The 20,789-nt window shown below is 49.2% G+C and carries 17 protein-coding genes, 1 pseudogene, 1 riboswitch and 1 other annotated feature (1 of these 20 cut by a window edge); all 18 genes and pseudogenes read left to right on the top strand.

From position 1 onward, the window contains the following. Positions 1–168: a binding site (T-box leader), on the top strand (it extends 59 nt beyond the left edge of the window). A gap of 51 nt (positions 169–219) precedes the next feature. After that, positions 220–2,985: an isoleucine--tRNA ligase gene (gene ileS, locus AADZ70_RS03665; protein WP_016936191.1), complete on the top strand. Its 2,766-nt coding sequence runs from the start codon at positions 220–222 to the stop codon at positions 2,983–2,985. 149 nt (positions 2,986–3,134) lie between these two features. Next, positions 3,135–3,506: a TraR/DksA family transcriptional regulator gene (locus AADZ70_RS03670; RefSeq protein ID WP_016936190.1), complete on the top strand. Its 372-nt coding sequence runs from the start codon at positions 3,135–3,137 to the stop codon at positions 3,504–3,506. A gap of 101 nt (positions 3,507–3,607) precedes the next feature. After that, positions 3,608–4,069 carry a signal peptidase II gene (gene lspA, locus AADZ70_RS03675; RefSeq protein ID WP_016936189.1) on the top strand — a complete coding sequence of 154 codons (462 nt, stop codon included), beginning with the start codon at positions 3,608–3,610 and terminating at the stop codon, positions 4,067–4,069. A gap of 1 nt (position 4,070) precedes the next feature. Further along, complete coding sequence (locus tag AADZ70_RS03680; protein ID WP_016936188.1) at positions 4,071–4,985, top strand: RluA family pseudouridine synthase; 915 nt, start codon at positions 4,071–4,073, stop codon at positions 4,983–4,985. 188 nt (positions 4,986–5,173) lie between these two features. After that, complete coding sequence (gene pyrR / locus AADZ70_RS03685; protein WP_003154392.1) at positions 5,174–5,719, top strand: bifunctional pyrimidine operon transcriptional regulator/uracil phosphoribosyltransferase; 546 nt, start codon at positions 5,174–5,176, stop codon at positions 5,717–5,719. Positions 5,720–5,872: 153 nt separating this feature from the next. Then, a complete protein-coding gene (gene pyrP / locus AADZ70_RS03690) occupies positions 5,873–7,183 on the top strand; it encodes a uracil permease PyrP (RefSeq protein WP_342007734.1) in 1,311 nt (436 codons plus the stop codon). Between the two features lie 141 nt (positions 7,184–7,324). Further along, positions 7,325–8,239, top strand: coding sequence for an aspartate carbamoyltransferase catalytic subunit (locus AADZ70_RS03695; RefSeq protein ID WP_342007735.1), 915 nt, complete (start codon positions 7,325–7,327; stop codon positions 8,237–8,239). Beyond that, complete coding sequence (locus AADZ70_RS03700) at positions 8,223–9,509, top strand: dihydroorotase (protein WP_095240744.1); 1,287 nt, start codon at positions 8,223–8,225, stop codon at positions 9,507–9,509. Before AADZ70_RS03695 ends, AADZ70_RS03700 begins: the two co-directional genes overlap by 17 nt. Further along, positions 9,506–10,600 carry a carbamoyl phosphate synthase small subunit gene (locus AADZ70_RS03705; protein WP_342007736.1) on the top strand — a complete coding sequence of 365 codons (1,095 nt, stop codon included), beginning with the start codon at positions 9,506–9,508 and terminating at the stop codon, positions 10,598–10,600. The genes AADZ70_RS03700 and AADZ70_RS03705 overlap by 4 nt, the downstream gene beginning before the upstream one ends. After that, positions 10,585–13,800, top strand: coding sequence for a carbamoyl-phosphate synthase (glutamine-hydrolyzing) large subunit (gene carB, locus AADZ70_RS03710; RefSeq protein ID WP_342007737.1), 3,216 nt, complete (start codon positions 10,585–10,587; stop codon positions 13,798–13,800). The genes AADZ70_RS03705 and carB overlap by 16 nt, the downstream gene beginning before the upstream one ends. After that, positions 13,797–14,567 carry a dihydroorotate dehydrogenase electron transfer subunit gene (locus AADZ70_RS03715; protein ID WP_264820112.1) on the top strand — a complete coding sequence of 257 codons (771 nt, stop codon included), beginning with the start codon at positions 13,797–13,799 and terminating at the stop codon, positions 14,565–14,567. Before carB ends, AADZ70_RS03715 begins: the two co-directional genes overlap by 4 nt. Beyond that, complete coding sequence (locus tag AADZ70_RS03720; protein ID WP_264820113.1) at positions 14,567–15,502, top strand: dihydroorotate dehydrogenase; 936 nt, start codon at positions 14,567–14,569, stop codon at positions 15,500–15,502. Before AADZ70_RS03715 ends, AADZ70_RS03720 begins: the two co-directional genes overlap by 1 nt. Further along, positions 15,471–16,190, top strand: coding sequence for an orotidine-5'-phosphate decarboxylase (gene pyrF / locus AADZ70_RS03725; RefSeq protein ID WP_264820114.1), 720 nt, complete (start codon positions 15,471–15,473; stop codon positions 16,188–16,190). Before AADZ70_RS03720 ends, pyrF begins: the two co-directional genes overlap by 32 nt. Beyond that, on the top strand, positions 16,187–16,819 hold the full coding sequence (pyrE, locus tag AADZ70_RS03730; protein ID WP_016936179.1) for an orotate phosphoribosyltransferase: 633 nt from the start codon (positions 16,187–16,189) through the stop codon (positions 16,817–16,819). Before pyrF ends, pyrE begins: the two co-directional genes overlap by 4 nt. Positions 16,820–16,920: 101 nt before the next feature. After that, a riboswitch (SAM riboswitch) is annotated at positions 16,921–17,025 on the top strand. A 126-nt stretch (positions 17,026–17,151) separates the two neighbouring features. Next, positions 17,152–17,853: a phosphoadenylyl-sulfate reductase gene (locus AADZ70_RS03735; protein ID WP_016936177.1), complete on the top strand. Its 702-nt coding sequence runs from the start codon at positions 17,152–17,154 to the stop codon at positions 17,851–17,853. A gap of 12 nt (positions 17,854–17,865) precedes the next feature. Beyond that, a pseudogene (locus AADZ70_RS03740) lies at positions 17,866–18,929 on the top strand (inorganic phosphate transporter). 47 nt (positions 18,930–18,976) lie between these two features. Continuing rightward, positions 18,977–20,125: a sulfate adenylyltransferase gene (gene sat / locus AADZ70_RS03745; RefSeq protein ID WP_016936175.1), complete on the top strand. Its 1,149-nt coding sequence runs from the start codon at positions 18,977–18,979 to the stop codon at positions 20,123–20,125. Positions 20,126–20,138: 13 nt separating this feature from the next. Further along, positions 20,139–20,732, top strand: coding sequence for an adenylyl-sulfate kinase (gene cysC, locus AADZ70_RS03750; RefSeq protein WP_342007738.1), 594 nt, complete (start codon positions 20,139–20,141; stop codon positions 20,730–20,732). Positions 20,733–20,789: the final 57 nt, after the last annotated feature.

Raw genomic sequence — 20,789 nt, forward strand, 5'->3', positions numbered from 1 at the left:
GGTGAAAGCCCGGGATGGCCGGAATCATGCAGATCAGCCCTTTAGTTTCCTTTCTGAACCGAGAGTAGGAAAGGACGTTCCATCACGTTACGATGTTCGAGAGGAAAAGACGAATGATCGTTTTTTCTAAAAGGGTGGTACCGCGAGATAAGCTTTCTCGTCCCTTATGGGATGAGAGGGCTTTTTTTATTTTCTGAAAAATGTTGTGGAGGAATGAAAATGGATTACAAAGATACGCTGTTAATGCCGAAAACAGATTTTCCGATGCGCGGAAATCTGCCGAACCGTGAGCCGGACATGCAGAAAGAATGGGAGGAGCAGGATATTTACCGTCTTGTTCAAGAACGGACGAAAGACCGCCCGAAATTCGTACTGCATGACGGACCTCCTTATGCAAACGGAGACATCCACATGGGTCATGCCCTGAATAAAATCCTGAAAGATTTTATCGTCCGCTATAAATCAATGAGCGGCTACAATGCCCCGTATGTGCCGGGGTGGGACACGCACGGTCTGCCGATTGAAACGGCACTGACAAAAAACAAAAAAGTGAACCGGAAAGAAATGTCCGTAGCCGATTTCCGCAAGCTTTGCGAAGAATATGCATGGCAGCAGATCGAAAGACAGCGCGAACAATTCAAGCGTCTCGGCGTCAGAGGCGATTGGGAAAACCCTTATGTTACGCTTCAGCCTGAATTTGAAGCGCAGCAGATCCGCGTTTTCGGCGAAATGGCGAAAAGAGGCTATATTTATAAAGGCCTGAAGCCTGTCAACTGGTCGCCTTCAAGTGAATCTGCCTTAGCAGAAGCGGAAATTGAATATCAGGACAAACGTTCGGCATCCATTTATGTTGCATTTAAGGTGAAAGACGGTAAAGGCGTTCTCGAGAACGGAGAAAGCTTTATTATCTGGACGACGACACCGTGGACAATGCCTGCCAACCTCGGAATTTCCGTTCATCCTGATCTTGAATACAATGTCATCAAGGTTGGAGACAAGCGTTATGTAGTAGCGGCTGAATTAATCGAAAGCGTAGCGGAGGCATGCGGCTTTGAAAATCCTGAAGTTGTCGCATCGTATAAAGGCAGAGAGTTAGAATACATCACTGCAGAACATCCGCTGTACGGCAGAGATTCACTCGTCATGCTCGGTGACCATGTTACAACCGATGCCGGAACAGGCTGTGTTCATACTGCTCCGGGCCACGGGGAAGATGACTTTATCGTCGGCCAAAAGTACGGCTTAGAAGTACTTTGCCCTGTCGATGAAAAAGGCAACATGACCGACGAAGCGCCGGGCTTTGAAGGAATGTTTTACGATAAAGCCAATAAACCGATCACGGAGAAGCTTGAAGAAAACGGCGCGCTCTTAAAGCTCGAGTTTATTACACACTCTTATCCGCATGACTGGAGAACAAAAAAACCGACTATCTTCAGAGCGACCGCGCAATGGTTTGCGTCAATTAAAGATTTCAGACCGGAGCTGCTTGATGCCATCAAACAAACGAAGTGGGTGCCGGAGTGGGGCGAACAGCGCCTTTACAACATGGTGCGCGACCGCGGCGACTGGTGTATTTCAAGACAGCGCGTCTGGGGCGTTCCGATCCCGGTATTTTATGCTGAAAACGGTGAGCCGATCATCACCGACGAAACGATTGAACACGTTTCTGAGCTGTTCAAACAGCACGGCTCAAACGTCTGGTTTGAAAGAGAGGCAAAAGACCTTCTGCCGGAAGGATTTACACATCCGGGAAGCCCGAACGGAATCTTCACGAAAGAGCAAGACATTATGGATGTATGGTTTGATTCAGGTTCTTCTCATCAGGCCGTTCTTGAGGAACGTGATGATCTCGTCCGCCCGGCTGATTTATACCTTGAAGGCTCTGACCAATACCGCGGCTGGTTTAACTCATCTCTTTCAACCGCCGTTGCAGTCACCGGCAAAGCGCCGTATAAAGGCGTATTAAGCCACGGATTTACACTTGATGCAAACGGCCGTAAAATGAGTAAATCACTCGGCAATACGATTGAGCCGACAAAAATCGCAAAACAGCTTGGAGCTGAAATTCTGCGTTTATGGGTTTCTTCCGTAAACTATCAGGCCGATCACCCGGTTTCTGAAGATATTCTGAAGCAGGTCGCGGAAGTATACCGGAAAGTCCGCAACACGTTCCGTTTCCTTCACGGCAACCTGTTCGATTTCGATCCAAGCGTCAATGCCGTTGATGTAAAAGATCTTCGTGAAGTGGATCAATATATGCTGATCAAGCTGAATAAGCTGATCGATAAAGTGAAAAAAGCGTACGATGAATACGAATTTGCGGTTGTTTATCACAGCATTCATAATTTCTGTACGATCGAGCTCAGCTCTTTCTATCTTGATTTCGCAAAAGATGTCGTGTACATCGAGCATGCGGATCATCCGGACCGCCGCAGCATGCAGACCGTCTTTTATGAAACGCTGCTGGCGTTAGTGAAGCTGACAGCACCGATTCTCCCTCATACGGCGGATGAAATGTGGTCTCACTTATCATTTGTTGAAGAGGCGAGCGTGCAGCTGACAGATATGCCGGAAACCATCTCTGTTCCGGACAGTCAGGCGACAGAAGAAAAATTCGACCGCTTCATGGAGCTTCGCAATGACGTGCTGAAAGCTTTGGAAATGGCCCGTAACGAAAAAATTATCGGAAGATCATTGGAAGCGAGCCTGACTTTGTATCCGAACAAAGAAAACCGCGACCTCTTGTCATCCATTAAAGAAAACATCGCACAGCTGTTTATCGTCTCGGAACTGACAGTAAAAGACGAAAGCGAAGCGCCGGAAAACGCGCAAAGCTTCACAACAGGAAAAATGACCGTAGAAAAAGCGGAAGGTCAGATGTGTGAGCGGTCCCGCGTGATTTCTAAAGATGTCGGCGCCAATCCGAAGTATCCGACATTATCACTGCGCAATGCGGAAATCGTTGAAAAATATTATCAAAATTAATGAATGAGAAAGCGCCCGGCTGACAGCCGGGCGTTTTTTACATGCCACTAATGTCATCGATTAGAACGATAGGAAAAATCTTATGGGCTTCAAATGGCGCTCTGGTGGCAACAATAAAGCTATAACATCAAGAGCAGGAGTTGTGATGAATGAATGATCAACTGACCGCAATCCACACGGAGCTTCTCATGATGAAAGAAGAACTTCAATCAAGATTATTTGAATATTCTTGCTTTCAAATGTCAGCATCTGTTGAACCTTCAATGAACGACCAAGAAGCAACTCTGATCTATCATATAAAAGAAGAACTGCAGGATGTTCTTCTTGCCCTGTCTAAGTTTGAAAACAATACGTACGGTTATTGTGAAAAAACAGGCGACCCCATTCCGATTGACAAGCTTGCGGTATTGCCGACGGCCAGAACCGCTGATGATTTTTATTATCCCGCTCAATTTGAAAAGAAAACCCTTCCATACTGGGTATCCGGAGATTATGCATATGATCAGGCGCTGTATGAGTGACAGCGTCTGTCTTCATGCCCTTATGATCTGCCTTTACTCCGGCATCTTTTACTGATAAAATTCATAAAGGATAAAAGTAACTGTATACTGGAGGAACGTGTGTGCTTTATTATCTTATCGCTCTTTTTATTATTATTGCCGACCAATTAACCAAATGGCTTGTCGTCAGCCATATGGAATTGGGACAAAGCATACCTGTCATCGATCAGGTGCTTTATATCACCTCTCATCGCAACACGGGAGCGGCATGGGGAATTTTAGCCGGCCAAATGTGGTTTTTCTACGTCATTACCATCGCCGTGATTATCGGAATCGTTTATTACATACAGCGTTATGCAAAAGGGCAGATGTTACTCGGAATTTCTCTCGGCTTAATGCTGGGAGGTGCAGCCGGAAACTTTATCGACCGGGCGGCACGCCAGGAAGTAGTCGATTTTATTCACGTCATCATCGTGAATTATCACTATCCGATTTTTAATATCGCGGACTCCTCACTGTGCGTCGGCGTCATACTTTTATTTATTCATATGCTGTTTGACAGCGGGAAAAAGAAGGAGCAATAACATGAATCAATTTGAGATAACCGTTCAGCCTGAACAAAAAAGCGAACGGATTGATAAATTTTTGGCCGCAGCAGGAGAAAACTGGTCACGCACCCAGGTGCAGCAATGGGTGAAAGAGGGACTGGTAACCGTTAACGGCAAATCCGTCAAAGCCAACTACAAAATGCAGCCCGGCGATCAGGTAACCGTCACCATTCCTGAACCGGAAGAACTGGACGTGCTTGCAGAGCCGATGGATCTGGATATTTACTATGAGGATCAGGACGTCTTGGTTGTGAACAAACCGCGGGGCATGGTCGTACATCCGGCGCCCGGCCATGTGACAGGGACGCTCGTAAACGGACTGATGGCTCACTGCAATGATCTTTCAGGCATTAACGGCGTCATGCGCCCGGGAATCGTCCATCGCATTGATAAAGATACCTCCGGCCTGTTAATGGTCGCCAAAAACGATATGGCGCATGAATCACTCGTTAATCAGCTCGTCAATAAAACCGTGACGAGAAAGTACACAGCGGTTGTCCACGGGTTGATTTCACATGATGACGGAACGATTGACGCTCCGATCGGAAGAGATAAGAAAGACCGTCAAAGCATGACCGTAACAAGAGAAGGCAGCAAAAACGCCGTCACGCATTTCCACGTGCTTGAGCGGTTTCAAGACTTCACGCTCGTAGAGTGCCGTCTTGAAACCGGAAGAACGCATCAGATCCGCGTTCATATGAAATATATCGGGTTTCCTTTGGCAGGCGACCCGAAGTACGGACCGAGAAAAACCATCGATTTCAACGGCCAGGCGCTTCATGCCGGAATATTAGGTTTTGATCATCCGCGGACGGGCGAATACATGGAGTTTGAAGCGCCCCTACCTGAAGATATGAAAAAACTCATTGAACATTTGAGAAATAGCCATTGACAGCGACTTTCTTTTCTGAAATAATAAAAACAAGCTGAATAGATTCTTTAACACAGTCCAGAGAGGCTGAGAAGGATAACGGAAAGGACAGAAGAGATACGTGTGTGTCTTCGTCCTGGAAAGGAACCCCTCTATGCTCTGGCAGGAGGGGTTTTTTCTTCTTATATACGAATGGAGAGGTGTCACGAGTGAATCAAAAAGCTGTTATTCTCGACGAACAGGCCATCAGAAGGGCGCTCACAAGGATAGCCCATGAAATGATCGAACGGAATAAAGGAATGAATGACTGCATTCTTGTAGGGATTAAAACAAGAGGCATTTATTTAGCAAAGCGGCTGGCTGAACGGATCGAACAGATTGAAGGAAATCCGGTCACCGTCGGAGAAATTGATATTACCCTTTACCGTGACGATCTCACAAAAAAAACGAGCAATGAAGAACCGCTTGTAAAAGGCGCGGACATTCCGGCTGATATCACAGACCAAAAGGTCATTGTGGTCGATGATGTGCTTTATACCGGCCGGACGGTGAGAGCGGCGATGGATGCACTCGTTGATGTCGGACGGCCGTCATCGATACAGCTTGCCGTGCTTGTTGACAGAGGGCACCGGGAGCTGCCGATCAGAGCGGACTATATCGGGAAAAACATCCCGACTTCAAAAGCTGAAAAAGTGATGGTTCAGCTGAGTGAAGTTGATCAGACTGATATGGTCGCCATATACGAAAATGAATAATCACCCTTTTTAAATGCATTCCAGAGAGTCTGCAAAGAGGATTTTAAAACACAAAGCCGGGCGGATCGACGCGGCCGGGTTTTGTATGCCTCTTTGCGTATAAGCAAAGAGGTTTTTTTATACCATTTGAAAGTCAACCGGGAGGAAAACGCCATGAGTAAGAAAAAAGTAAACCTGGGAGTCAGGGACGTCCCCAATCCATTGTCCTGGCTGTCATTCAGCCTGCAGCATTTATTCGCCATGTTCGGCTCAACCATACTCGTGCCGAAACTGGTCGGAATGAGCCCGGCAGTGGCGCTTGTCACGAGCGGAATCGGGACACTCGCCTATCTCTTGGTGACAAAAGGCCGGATTCCCGCTTATCTCGGCTCATCATTCGCTTTTATTTCACCGATTATCTTGGTGAAAGCGGCGGGAGGGCCGGGGGCTGCCATGGTCGGCGCCTTCCTGGCGGGAATTGTGTACGGCCTGATCGCACTGCTCATCAGGCAGCTTGGAACGGGGTGGCTGATGAAGCTGCTGCCGCCGGTGGTCGTCGGACCGGTCATCATCGTCATCGGCCTCGGATTGGCGAGTACAGCCGTCAATATGGCAATGTATGCCGATCCGAATGCGAAGGAACTCGTCTACAGCCTGAAACATTTCAGTGTAGCCGGCGTCACTTTGGCCATCACCATTATCTGCGCCATCTTTTTACGGGGATTTTTAAGCCTGATTCCGGTATTGATCGGCATTATAGGCGGCTATCTGTTTGCGCTGACGCAGGGCATCGTCAATTTCCAGCCGGTCATTGATGCAAAATGGTTCGCCGCCCCTGAATTTATCATCCCTTTCAAAGACTATACGCCGTCAGTGACGTTGGGCATTGCGGCTGCGATGGTGCCGGTCGCTTTCGTGACGATGTCAGAACATATCGGCCATCAAATGGTGCTGAGTAAAGTTGTCGGACAGGATTTCATTAAAAAGCCGGGACTGCACCGCTCCATAATTGGGGACAGTGTTGCGACGATCATCGCTTCGTTAATCGGCGGCCCGCCGACGACTACATACGGCGAGAACATCGGAGTACTGGCAATTACGAGAGTGTTCAGCGTCTTTGTCATCGGCGGCGCCGGCGTGATTGCGCTGTGCTTCGGATTTATCGGCAAAGTTTCAGCGCTGATCAGCTCTGTTCCCTCAGCGGTTATGGGAGGCGTTTCCTTCCTGCTCTTCGGAATCATCGCCTCCAGCGGCTTGAGAATGCTGATTGACAACAACATTGATTATGAAAACAAGCGAAATTTAATTATCACATCCGTCATCCTCGTGATCGGCGTCGGCGGTGCGTTCATTCAAGTATCAAAAGGCGGGTTTCAAATATCCGGCATGGCGCTTGCGGCAATCGTCGGAGTTATTCTGAACCTTGTCCTGCCGCACACAAATGACGAAGAAACGGACGTAACGGAAAAACAAAATCATATGTAAACCTTTTAAAGAAAGTCCAGAGAGGCTTGGAAGGGTTATAACGGGAAGAAGCTGTACGCCGCTTCTCTCTTTAACCGCACCCCGAGTCTATAGACCGGGGTGTTTTTTACGGCCTTCAAGCGGAAACGGAGGAGAAAAAACATGAATCATTTAACGGCGATGTCTGAACTGAGCGCGGCTGAAATTACAGAACTGCTGCGTGAGGCAAAAGCGATAAAAGAGGGTTCAGTCCGCCCTGATCTCGCGGGAAAATTCGTTGCGAATCTGTTTTTTGAACCGAGCACGAGAACGCGGTTCAGCTTTGAAGTGGCGGAAAAGAAACTCGGAATGAACGTGCTCAGCTTAGACGGCACGAGCACAAGCGTTCAAAAAGGCGAGTCCTTATACGACACGGTCAGAACACTGGAATCAATCGGAGCGGACGCCTGCGTCATCAGGCACAGCACGGATGAATATTACAAAGATCTGACAGACAGAGTCAATATTCCGATCTTAAACGCAGGCGACGGCTGCGGCCAGCATCCGACTCAGTCATTGCTCGATTTAATGACGATTCAAGAGGAATTTGAGACCTTTCAAGGCCTGACGGTTTCTATTCATGGCGATATCAAACACAGCAGGGTGGCAAGGTCAAATGCCGAGGTGCTGACAAGGCTCGGCGCACGCGTGCTGTTTTCAGGGCCGCCGCAATGGCAGGATGAGAAAAACGCCTTCGGCACCTGTGTACAGACGGATGAATCCATACAAGCTTCAGATGTCGTCATGCTGCTCCGCATTCAAAATGAAAGGCATCAGACAGAAGCCGACCAAAAAGGCTACCTGGAAGCATACGGGCTGACCGCAAAGCGGGCGGAAAGCATGAAGCGGCATGCCATTATCATGCATCCCGCACCGGTGAACAGAGGAGTCGAAATTGACACAACATTAGTAGAATGCGAAAAATCAAGAATCTTTAAACAAATGGAAAATGGTGTGTATATCAGAATGGCAGTCTTAAAAAGAGCACTGCAAACCAATGCGAAAAGGGGAGAAGCGGCTTATGTCTTATCTCATTAAAAACGGCTGGATGTTAAATGAACAGGGAGAAAAAGTGAAACAGGATATCCGGGTAACAGGAGAAATCATTGCGGAAACCGGCATTCTGACCGCGCAAGACGGAGAAACGGTGATTGACGCTGACGGACTGTTCATCTCACCGGGACTCGTGGACCTTCATGTGCACTTCAGAGAACCGGGCGGCGAGAAAAAAGAAACCATTGAAACTGGCTCTAAAGCTGCGGCGCGCGGCGGTTTTACCACAGTCGCCGCCATGCCGAATACAAGACCCGTGCCGGATACGAAAGAGCAGATGGAATGGCTGCAAAACCGGATCAAAGAAACCTCATCTGTCAGGGTTCTTCCTTACGCATCCATTACGATCAGACAAACCGGCCAAGAAATGACAGATTTTAAGGCGCTTCATGAAGCGGGCGCATTCGCCTTCACCGATGACGGCGTCGGCGTTCAGACGGCCGGAATGATGTATGAAGCCATGAAACGGGCGGCTTCAATAAACAAAGCGATTGTCGCTCATTGTGAGGATAACTCACTTATTTACGGCGGAAGCGTGCATGAAGGCTCTTTTTCAAAAGCGAACGGCCTGAACGGCATACCTTCCATTTGTGAAGCGGTACATATCGCCCGTGACGTGCTTCTGGCGGAAGCGGCGGGCTGCCATTACCATGTGTGTCATATCAGCACGAAAGAATCCGTCAGAACCGTAAGAGACGCAAAAAAAGCGGGAATCCGCGTGACAGCCGAAGTGTCGCCGCACCACCTGCTGCTTTGTGACGAAGATATCCCGGGACTTGATACCAATTTTAAAATGAATCCGCCGCTTCGAAGCAAAGAGGACAGAGCGGCGCTGATCGAAGGGCTTTTAGACGGCACGATTGATTTCATCGCCACTGACCATGCGCCGCATACAGAACAAGAGAAAAACACGGACATGAAGCTTGCGCCTTTCGGTATCGTCGGTTTAGAAACAGCCTTTCCGCTTCTGTACACACATTTTGTGAAAAACGGGACGTGGACGCTGAAGCAGCTGGTTGATTTCATGACAACAAAACCTTGCGAAGCGTTCGGTCTTCCGTACGGAACGCTCGCACAGGGGGCGCCGGCTGACATCACCCTGATTGATCTGGAAAAAGAAGCGGCCATTGACAAAGATACATTTTTATCTAAAGGAAAAAATACGCCATTCAACAAGATGAAGTGCTTCGGCTGGCCTGTTGCAACGATGGCTGCCGGTAAGCTTGCATATGAAGAAGGGAGACTCGTCAAATGAAAAGAAGACTAGTGCTGGAAAATGGAGCGGTATTTGAGGGTGAAGCATTCGGGAGCCTGGAGCATACCGCGGGTGAAGTTGTATTCAACACGGGAATGACCGGTTATCAGGAAATTTTATCAGACCCCTCCTACTGCGGGCAGATCGTGACGCTGACGTATCCTCTGATCGGCAACTACGGGATTAACAGAGATGACTTTGAATCCATCACTCCTTTTGTAAAAGGGCTGATCGTAAAAGAACTGTGCGAGCTGCCTTCCAACTGGAGATCTGCTTACACGCTTGACGAGTATTTAAAAATGAAAAATATCCCCGGCTTACAAGGGATTGACACGCGAAAGCTCACAAGAATGATCCGCACGGCCGGTGCATTAAAAGGAACATTTGTATCTTGTAAGGAGAATGTCGGAGAGGTTCTGGCACGTCTGAAAGAAACGGAACTGCCGAGAAATCAAGTCGCTCAAGTATCGGCGAAAACGGCTTATCCGAGTCCGGGCCGCGGCAAACGCATCGTACTCGTTGATTTCGGCATGAAGCACGGCATTTTAAGAGAATTAAACAAACGAAAATGTGATGTCATCGTTGTGCCGTACAATGTAACGGCGGAAGAAGTGCTCCAGCTGAAGCCGGACGGCATCATGCTATCTAACGGACCCGGAGATCCGAAAGATGTGCCGGAAGCGATTGAGATGATAAAAGGCATACTCGGGAAGGTGCCGTTATTCGGAATCTGTCTCGGCCATCAATTATTTGCGCTGGCATCAGGAGCGGATACGGAAAAAATGAAATTCGGACACAGGGGCTCCAACCACCCGGTTAAAGAGCTTGCGACAGGGAAAGTCGCTTTAACCGCTCAAAACCACGGATATACAGTTTCTTCTATAGATGAGACGGAGCTTGAAGTGACGCATATTGCGATCAATGACCAAACGATCGAAGGCCTCAAGCATAAAACATTGCCGGCATTTACGGTTCAGTACCACCCTGAAGCTTCACCGGGGCCGGAAGATGCCAATCATTTATTTGACAGATTCATTGACTTGATCGAAACAACTGAGAAAGAAGGGGAAGCGGTATGCCAAAACGCGTAGATATTAAAAAGATTTTAGTGATCGGATCAGGCCCGATTATTATCGGACAGGCGGCGGAATTTGATTATGCGGGCACACAGGCGTGTCTCGCTTTAAAGGAAGAAGGCTATGAAGTCATTCTTGTCAACTCAAATCCGGCAACGATTATGACGGATACGGAAATGGCCGACCGGGTATACATCGAACCGCTGACGACAGAATTTCTCACGCGTATCATCAGAAAAGAACGGCCGGATGCCATCCTGCCGACCCTCGGAGGGCAGACCGGACTGAATCTTGCCGTCGAGCTGTCTGAACTCGGGGTTCTCGAGGAATGCGGAGTGGAAGTGCTCGGCACAAAACTGTCCGCCATCCAGCAGGCGGAAGATCGCGATTTATTCCGTACGTTGATGAATGAGCTGAATGAACCGGTGCCGGAAAGCGAGATCATCCGCACTTTGCAGGAAGCCGAGGAATTTGTCGGCCGGATCGGGTTTCCGGTTATCGTGCGCCCTGCTTACACTTTAGGCGGAACGGGAGGAGGCATCTGCTCGAATGAAGCGGAGCTGAAAGAGATCGTCGAAAACGGATTAAAACTAAGCCCCGTCCATCAATGCCTATTGGAAAAAAGCATCGCCGGCTACAAAGAGATCGAATATGAAGTCATGAGAGACAGCAGAGATCATGCGATCGTCGTCTGCAATATGGAAAATATCGACCCGGTCGGCATCCATACGGGCGACAGCATCGTCGTTGCTCCGAGCCAGACGCTGAGCGACCGGGAATACCAGCTTTTGCGCAATGTTTCATTAAAGCTGATCCGCGCGCTCGGCATAGAAGGCGGCTGTAATGTTCAGCTCGCGCTTGATCCCGACAGCTTCCAATATTACATTATCGAAGTGAATCCGCGGGTGAGCCGCTCATCAGCACTCGCCTCAAAAGCGACAGGTTACCCGATCGCAAAGCTTGCGGCGAAAATCGCAGTCGGGCTTTCTCTTGATGAAATGATGAACCCCGTAACGGGAAAAACATATGCGGCTTTTGAGCCTGCGCTTGACTATGTCGTGTCAAAAATCCCGCGCTGGCCGTTTGATAAATTTGAGTCGGCAAACCGCAGACTCGGAACGCAGATGAAAGCCACCGGAGAGGTCATGGCTATCGGACGCACCCTTGAAGAATCGCTGTTAAAGGCGGTCCGCTCATTGGAAGCCGATGTCTATCACCTGGAACTGAAGGATGCGGAAGAAATTTCTAACGGACTTTTGGAAAAACGGATCAGAAAGGCCGGAGATGAACGGCTGTTTTACCTTGCAGAAGCGTTCAGAAGAGGCTACACAGTCGAGCAGCTTCATGAGTTTTCCGCAATTGACGTCTTCTTTTTGCACAAGCTCTGTAAGCTGGTCGCTTTTGAAACCGAGCTGAAAGCGGAAAAAGGCAGCCTCACCGCCCTGCAGACAGCGAAGGAACTCGGTTTCTCTGACAAATACATCAGCCGGGAATGGAATATGCCGGAACAAGAGCTGTACCAAATGAGAAAAGAAGCAGCTATCAAGCCTGTATATAAAATGGTGGATACGTGCGCGGCGGAATTCGAATCAGAAACCCCGTACTTCTACAGCACATATGAGGAAGAAAATGAATCTGAAGTGACATCAAGAAAAAGCGTCATCGTCCTCGGCTCCGGCCCGATCCGCATCGGACAGGGAGTCGAATTTGACTATGCGACCGTTCACTCTGTCTGGGCGATCAAGCAGGCAGGCTATGAAGCGATTATTATCAACAACAACCCTGAAACAGTGTCAACTGATTTCAGCATTTCAGACAAGCTGTATTTTGAACCGCTGACGGTTGAAGATGTCATGCATATCATTGATTTGGAACAGCCGGAAGGCGTCGTCGTCCAATTCGGCGGCCAGACGGCGATCAATCTTGCGGAAGAATTGAGCGCCCGCGGCGTCAAGATCCTTGGCACATCACTTGAGGATTTAGACCGTGCGGAAGACCGGGATAAGTTCGAGCAGGCGCTTGAGGCGCTGAACGTGCCGCAGCCGCTCGGAAAAACCGCTGTGTCGGTGAATGAAGCGGTCAAAATTGCCGCATCCATCGGCTATCCGGTACTTGTCCGCCCTTCATATGTGCTCGGCGGCCGGGCGATGGAGATCGTCTATCACGAAGAAGAGCTGCTTCACTATATGAAAAATGCGGTCAAAATCAACCCGCAGCATCCGGTGTTAATCGACCGTTATCTGACGGGGAAAGAAATCGAAGTCGACGCCGTATCTGACGGCGAAACAGTCGTCATCCCGGGAATTATGGAGCATATCGAGCGGGCCGGCGTCCATTCAGGGGATTCAATCGCCGTCTATCCGCCTCAGTCTTTAAGCGGAGACATTAAGAAAAAAATCGAACAATACACTGTAGCCTTGGCAAAAGGCCTCAACATCGTCGGTTTGCTGAACATCCAATTCGTCCTGTCGCAAGGTGAAGTGTATGTGCTTGAAGTAAATCCGCGGTCAAGCAGAACCGTGCCGTTCTTAAGCAAAATCACAAAAATTCCGATGGCGAATCTGGCGACAAAGGTCATTCTCGGCCAAAAGCTTGCTGATTTCGGCTATCAAGAGGGACTGCAGCCTGAACAGCAGGGGGTATATGTGAAAGCGCCTGTCTTCTCATTCGCGAAGCTGAGAAGAGTGGATATTACATTAGGGCCTGAAATGAAGTCGACGGGAGAGGTCATGGGCAAAGATTCAACTCTTGAAAAAGCGCTCTATAAAGCACTGATTGCCTCTGGCATTCAAATTCCGAATTACGGCTCGGTGCTGTTGACCGTTGCTGATAAAGATAAAGAAGAAGGACTTCTGATCGCGAAGCGGTTCCATGCTATCGGCTATAACATCATGGCGACGGAAGGAACGGCCGCTTATTTGAAAGACGCTCAGATTCCGGCTCAGGTTGTCGGGAAAATCGGCGAAGAAGGGAAGAATCTCATCGACGTCATCAGAAACGGAGAAGCGCAATTTGTCATCAATACGCTGACAAAAGGGAAACAGCCGGCCAGAGACGGCTTCAGAATCCGCCGTGAATCCGTTGAGAACGGAGTCGCCTGCCTGACATCTTTAGATACGGCCGAAGCCATTTTGCGGGTGTTGGAAAGCATGACATTCCGGGCGGATCATATGCCTGCATCTGAAACCAATCAAAAGGCGGCCGTTACGGTATGAAGAAAGCGCACTTGACTGTTCAATCCAACTCAGAAATTGCCGACCGGATTTATAAGATGGTGCTGAAAGGAGAGGTTGTCCGGCACTTTACCGAGCCGGGACAATTTCTTCATCTGAAGGTAAGTGACGCGGTCACGCCGCTATTAAGAAGGCCGCTCAGCATTGCGGACGTCAATTTCGCCGCGGATGAAGTATCCGTTATCTACAGAGCTGACGGTGAGGGGACGCGTCTTTTGTCTGAGAAAAAAGAGGGCGGCAGGATCGACGTTCTCGGACCTCTCGGCAACGGATTCCCCGTCCGGCGGATAGAACCCGGCAAAACCGCGCTGTTAGTCGGAGGCGGAGTCGGGGTTCCGCCTTTGCAGGAACTGTCAAAGCGCCTGACGGAAAAAGGCGTAAGTGTTATTCACGTGCTTGGGTTTCAATCAGCAAAGGATGTTTTTTATGAACAGGAATGTCTCGCGTACGGAGATACCTACGTGGCGACGGCTGACGGAACATATGGAGAAAAAGGATTTGTCACCGATGTCATCCGCGAAAAGCAGCTCGAATTCGATGTCCTGCTCAGCTGCGGGCCGACACCGATGCTGAAAGCGCTGAAGCAGCAGTACGGCCATAAAGAGGTTTACCTTTCGATGGAAGAGCGGATGGGCTGCGGAATAGGGGCTTGCTTCGCCTGCGTGTGCCGTACGGGCGAAAGCGATACGTCGTATGTAAAAGTCTGCCTTGACGGGCCGGTATTTAAAGCTGAGGAGGTGGCGCTGTAATGTTAGAGGTGAATCTGCCGGGTCTCCAATTGAAAAACCCGATCATCCCCGCTTCCGGATGTTTCGGTTTCGGGAAGGAATATGCCGGATTTTACGATTTATCATGCCTCGGAGGCATCATGATTAAAGCCACCACGAACGAAGCCCGCTTCGGAAATCCGACACCGAGAGTGGCGGAGACAAGCGCGGGAATGCTGAATGCCATCGGACTGCAAAATCCCGGTCTGGAGCATGTGCTCAATCATGAGCTGCCTTGGCTCGAACAGTTTGACACGCCGATTATCGCAAACGTCGCGGGTTCTCAGGTAGAAGACTATAAAGAAGTAGCCGAACGCATCAGCCAAGCGCCGAATGTGCATGCGCTTGAGCTGAACATTTCGTGTCCGAATGTCAAAACGGGCGGGATTGCTTTTGGAACTGATCCCGTCATGGCGGCCGATCTGACAAAAGCGGTGAAAGAAGTTTCCTCAGTGCCTGTGTATGTGAAGCTTTCTCCTAATGTCGCAAACATAACCGAAATTGCGAAAGCGATTGAAGCGGCCGGTGCTGACGGGCTGACGATGATTAATACACTCGTCGGGATGAGGCTCGATCTTAAGACGGGCCGGCCGATTTTAGCAAATAAAACGGGGGGACTGTCAGGCCCGGCGATCAAACCGGTCGCCATCCGGATGGTATACGAAGTCAGCCAGGCCGTTGAAATTCCGATTATCGGGATGGGCGGCGTCCAGACCGCAGAAGATGCATTAGAATTTCTTCTCGCCGGAGCGAGTGCGGTTGCCGTCGGGACGGCCAACTTCGTCAATCCGTTCGTCTGCCCGGAAATCATTGAACAGCTCCCTCATGTGCTGCGCCAATACGGTTATCAATCTGTAAGTGAATGCATCGGAAGGAGCTGGAAACATGCAGAACAACCTGCCCATCATCGCGCTTGATTTTGCATCTGGAGAAGAAACTTTAGCGTTTCTAGATTTGTTTAAAAAGGAAAGGCTGTTTGTCAAAACAGGGATGGAACTTTTTTATCAGGAAGGACCCGCCATCATTCACCAATTAAAAGAACGGAACTGTGATATATTTTTAGATTTGAAGCTTCATGATATTCCGACTACAGTTAATAAAGCGATGAAGCGGCTTGCGGGCCTCGGCATTGATCTCGTCAATGTGCATGCCGCAGGGGGCGGACGCATGATGCGCGCAGCTCTTGAGGGGCTTGAAGAAGGCACGCCGGCAGGCAAAAAACGCCCGTCATTAATCGCAGTCACCCAGCTGACGAGCACTTCAGAGCAGATGGCGAAGGAAGAGCTTCTGCTGCAAAAACCGCTGTTAGAAACGGTTGTGCATTACGGCAAAATGGCTGAAGAGTGCGGGCTGGACGGAGTGGTATGTTCGGTTCATGAAACAAAAGCCATTTATGAAGCGGTCCGGACGTCATTTCTGACAGTCACGCCGGGCATCCGCACGGCCAATGACGCCGCTGATGATCAAGTCCGGACGGCGACTCCGTCATTTGCGAAAGAAAACGGTTCGTCAGCCATTGTCGTGGGCCGTTCAATTACAAAAGCGGAAAACCCCGTTAAAGCATACGAAGCCATTAAACTGGAATGGGAGGGCGTTCGCCGATGAAACAGGCTATCGCAAAACATCTATTACACATTGAAGCTGTCTTTTTACGCCCGAATGAGCCGTTTACGTGGGCGAGCGGCATTTTATCGCCGATCTATTGTGACAACCGTCTGACATTGTCGTATCCAAAAGTGAGAAATGATGTGGCGGACGGGCTCGGCAGACTGCTGAAAGAGCATTTCCCCGAGGCGGAGATGATCGCGGGCACTGCAACGGCAGGCATTCCGCATGCTGCGCTTCTCGCAGACCGTACAGGCGCTCCGATGTGCTACGTCAGAAGCAAACCGAAAGCGCACGGCAAAGGAAATCAAATAGAAGGCGCCGTTAAAAAAGGACAAAAAACAGTCGTGATTGAAGACTTGATTTCTACCGGTGGCAGCGTGCTTGAAGCTGCGGCGGCCCTTCAAAGAGAGGGCGCGGAAGTTCTCGGCGTCCTTTCAATTTTTACATACGGACTGCCGAAAGCAAGGGAAGCCTTTAAAAAAGCGGGTCTGCCGTACTACTCGTTAACAGATTATGACACGCTGATTGAAGTAGCGCTTGAAAACGGAACGATACATTCAGATGACATTGAGAAACTGAAATCATGGAAACAAAATCCCGAGTCAAAAGATTGGTTTAAAAAATAATGACAATAAAAACAGGCCTCAGGGCCTGTTTTATTATTCCTATCAAAAAACTCGGGTTGACTTCTGTTAGAATTGTGCTAAAATTTAGTACAAATCTAAAAAGCTTATCAAGAGCGGCTGAGGGACTGGACCGATGACGCCCGGCAACCTGCGTATCATGCAAGGTGCCGCATCCAGAAAAATGCACAGCATTTTGAAGATAAGGGCTATAACGGGTCACTGTCTTTCATTCCGCTGGATTGAAAGTTTTTTATATGAAAAAAGATTGAGGGATAAGACAACCGGCAGAAAACAACAGCTGTTTGATTGTCTCCGGGAGGAGGAAAGAAAAAATGCTAACGTATGACACATGGGAGGAACCGGCGATTACATTTCCGGAAGACGATTCCTATAAAGGCGCGCTGTCCGTTTTAAAATGGGCATACGGCCACTACGGAGACCAGCTTGTTTACGCGTGCAGCTTCGGGATTGAGGGAATCGTCCTGATCGATTTAATTTCTAAAGTGAAAAAAGACGCGGAAATCGTGTTTCTCGATACAGGACTTCACTTTAAAGAAACATATGAAACGATCGAAAAAGTGAAAGAACGTTACCCGGGACTGAACATCATCCTGAAAAAGCCCAGCCTTACTCTTGAGGAACAGGCCGAGGCTCATGGAGATAAACTGTGGGAAAGAGAACCGAACCAGTGCTGCTTCATCAGAAAAATTCTGCCGTTAAGAGAAGCGCTCGCCGGGCGTCCGGCATGGCTGTCCGGCCTCCGACGCGATCAAGGGCCGAGCCGGGCGAATACGAATTTCCTGAATAAAGACGATAAGTTTCATTCCATTAAAGTATGCCCGCTGATCCACTGGACGTGGAAAGACATCTGGAGATATACATCCAAGCATGAGCTGGATTACAACATTCTTCATGATCAGGGCTATCCGAGCATCGGCTGTGAACCGTGCACTTCACCTGCGTTTACCGCAGAAGACTTGCGGAGCGGCAGATGGAACGGAATGGCGAAAACAGAATGCGGACTGCATGAATAAAGGAGCTGCACAATGGAATTAGCCGCTATTTTATTCTGCCTGTTTTTCGCCATGAATATCGGAGCCAGCGGAGCCGCGGCTTCAATGGGAGTCGCTTACGGGTCCGGCGCCGTTAAAAAGAAAACGTATGCGCTGATCATCTGCGCGGCCGGCGTTCTGTCAGGGGCGGTTATCGGCGGCGGAGAAGTCGTTAAGACGATCAGCGGCGGAATCATTCCCGAACATACCATTACGCTCACCATTGTCTGCATTATAATCGGAGCGGCGGCGCTATCGTTATTCACGGCGAATGTGCTCGGCATTCCGCTGTCGACGAGTGAGGTCACTGTCGGGGCGATTGTCGGTGTCGGCGTCGCGTACAAAGTATTGTTTCTGCAGCATCTTTTGGTCATCGTGATTTTTTGGGTGCTCGTTCCGTTTGTCGCGTTCTGTTTCACGTTTCTCGTATCGAAGGTATCCAGTTCTCTGAATATTCGAGTCATTTCGAGCCGGAAACAGAAGGTTTTGGGGTTGTCCTGCTTATTGCGGGGTTTTGGGAAGCTTTTTCAGCCGGAATGAACAACGTCGCAAATGCGGTAGGGCCTTTAGTTGCGGCCGGCGTGCTCAGCGTGTCCAAAGGGACGCTGTACGGAGGCATCTTTGTCGCTCTCGGCGCTCTGCTTTTAGGACGCAGAGTGCTTGAAACCAACGGGAAAAAGATTACGAGATTTTCCGCCGGCGAAGGCATACTGCTTTCCGGAACCGGGGCCGGGCTTGTCATTATCAGTTCCGTGTTCGGTCTGCCGGTTCCTTTGGCGCAGGTGACATCATCATCAATCATCGGTATCGGAATGGCCAAAAACGGGCCGAACGTTTTTCATAAAGAAGTCGTGAAAACGATGCTCAAAGTATGGGTCGTCTCGCCGTTTTTGTCACTGTCGATTTCGTATCTGCTTGTCTCTCTGCTGTTAAAAGGAGATTACTATTCCATCTTTATGATGGCCAGCGTGCTTTTGGCAGCTGGCGGAGCCGCCAGTCTGATGAAAGCCATCCGAAAAGAGAAACGCTCTGTCCATGAACAAGGCGGGGGCATTTAACTATTAATCTGAGTTTATTTATCTGTTAACTGGGAGGAAAATGTACTATGAGTCTAGCACCGCACGGAGGAACATTAGTTAATCGGGTGAATGAGCAGTATGATCTTACATCCGTCCAAAAAGAAATTGAGCTGGATTTGATTTCGTTTGCTGATTTAGAGCTGATCGGAATCGGTGCCTACAGCCCGATTGAAGGATTTTTCACAGAAAAAGATTACGTGTCAGTCGTTGAAAATATGCGTCTGGCATCCGGGGCCGTCTGGTCTTTGCCGATTACGCTTCCGGTCGATTCAGAAAAAGCGGCTGAGCTTGCTGTCGGAGACACCGTAAAACTGACTTACGGCGGAGAAACATACGGCGCAGTGGACATCGAAGATATTTATACGCCGGATAAACAAAAAGAAGCCGTTCACGTATATAAAACCGATGATGACGCTCATCCAGGAGTGAAAAAACTATTTTCACGCGGCGATACGTATGTCGGCGGGCCGATCACGTTAATTAAAAAAGCGTCAAAGCAGTTTCCTGAGTTTACATTTGAACCTGCTGAAACGAGACGAAGCTTTGAAGAAAAAGGCTGGAAAACCATCGTCGGTTTCCAAACGAGAAATCCGGTTCACCGCGCTCACGAATATATCCAGAAAACCGCGCTTGAGACGGTTGACGGCCTGTTTTTGAACCCGCTCGTCGGTGAAACAAAATCAGATGACATTCCGGCGGATGTCAGAATGGAAAGCTATCAGGTGCTGCTCGATCATTATTATCCGAAAGACCGCGTTTTCCTCGGCGTATTTTTGGCGGCAATGCGGTACGCGGGACCGAGAGAAGCCATTTTCCACGCGCTTGTCCGCAAAAACTACGGATGCACGCATTTTATCGTCGGCCGCGATCATGCCGGCGTCGGTGATTACTACGGCACATACGAAGCGCAAGAGCTGTTTGATCAATTTACAGCGGATGAGCTCGGGATTACACCGATGAAATTCGAGCACAGCTTCTTCTGCCAAAAATGCGGCAACATGGGAACGGCCAAAACATGTCCGCATGACAGAGAAGACCACGTCATTCTGTCGGGAACAAAGGTCAGAGAAATGCTGCGAAGCGGCGTCATGCCGCCGGCGGAATTCAGCCGTCCTGAAGTTGTCGATGTGCTGATTAAAGGGCTTAAAACGAAAGAAGAAGCAGGCGTTTCTTAAGGAGGAAAAAAGAGTGACAAATCGTGATATCGTATGGCATGAAGCCTCAATAACGAAAGAAGAATACCAGCAGAAAAACAAGCATAAAAGCTCTATCCTCTGGCTGACGGGTTTAAGCGGTTCAGGGAAATCTACGATTGCAAACGCCGCAGCCCGCGAGCTGTTTGAACAGGGCTATCAAGTCATTGTGCTTGATGGAGATAACATCCGTCACGGCTTAAACAAGGACTTAGGATTTTCTGATGATGACCGCAAGGAAAATATACGCCGAATCGGGGAAGTGGCAAAGCTTTTCGTTCAGCAGGGCACCATCGTCATTACGGCCTTTATTTCTCCGTTCCGTGAGGACAGAGATCAGGTGAGAGAGCTCGTGGCAGAAGGCGAATTTAATGAAATCTATGTGAAATGCGACCTCGATATATGTGAAAAGCGCGATCCGAAAGGTTTGTATAAAAAAGCCAGAAACGGCGAAATTCCGTTCTTTACGGGAATCGACTCACCGTATGAAGAGCCGAATGCGCCTGAGCTCGTACTTGATTCAGGAAAATATGAACGCGAAGAATGCACCGGCAGACTGATTGATTTTGTGAAAAACAGCTTAGCATAATAAGTCCGAAAAGGCCGCGCAATCAGCCGGATATCCTCCCTAATGGCGGGATATGGT

The organism is Bacillus sp. YBsi01 (genome assembly GCF_038406745.1).
Taxonomy (GTDB): domain Bacteria; phylum Bacillota; class Bacilli; order Bacillales; family Bacillaceae; genus Bacillus; species Bacillus siamensis.

Coding starts and splice junctions, on each gene's coding strand:
- ileS (WP_016936191.1), top strand. CDS start 220: ATGGATTACAAAGATACGCTGTTAATGCCGAAAACAGATTTTCCGATG.
- AADZ70_RS03670 (WP_016936190.1), top strand. CDS start 3,135: ATGAATGATCAACTGACCGCAATCCACACGGAGCTTCTCATGATGAAA.
- AADZ70_RS03680 (WP_016936188.1), top strand. CDS start 4,071: ATGAATCAATTTGAGATAACCGTTCAGCCTGAACAAAAAAGCGAACGG.
- pyrP (WP_342007734.1), top strand. CDS start 5,873: ATGAGTAAGAAAAAAGTAAACCTGGGAGTCAGGGACGTCCCCAATCCA.
- AADZ70_RS03695 (WP_342007735.1), top strand. CDS start 7,325: ATGAATCATTTAACGGCGATGTCTGAACTGAGCGCGGCTGAAATTACA.
- AADZ70_RS03700 (WP_095240744.1), top strand. CDS start 8,223: ATGTCTTATCTCATTAAAAACGGCTGGATGTTAAATGAACAGGGAGAA.
- AADZ70_RS03705 (WP_342007736.1), top strand. CDS start 9,506: ATGAAAAGAAGACTAGTGCTGGAAAATGGAGCGGTATTTGAGGGTGAA.
- carB (WP_342007737.1), top strand. CDS start 10,585: ATGCCAAAACGCGTAGATATTAAAAAGATTTTAGTGATCGGATCAGGC.
- AADZ70_RS03715 (WP_264820112.1), top strand. CDS start 13,797: ATGAAGAAAGCGCACTTGACTGTTCAATCCAACTCAGAAATTGCCGAC.
- AADZ70_RS03720 (WP_264820113.1), top strand. CDS start 14,567: ATGTTAGAGGTGAATCTGCCGGGTCTCCAATTGAAAAACCCGATCATC.
- pyrF (WP_264820114.1), top strand. CDS start 15,471: ATGCAGAACAACCTGCCCATCATCGCGCTTGATTTTGCATCTGGAGAA.
- pyrE (WP_016936179.1), top strand. CDS start 16,187: ATGAAACAGGCTATCGCAAAACATCTATTACACATTGAAGCTGTCTTT.
- AADZ70_RS03735 (WP_016936177.1), top strand. CDS start 17,152: ATGCTAACGTATGACACATGGGAGGAACCGGCGATTACATTTCCGGAA.
- sat (WP_016936175.1), top strand. CDS start 18,977: ATGAGTCTAGCACCGCACGGAGGAACATTAGTTAATCGGGTGAATGAG.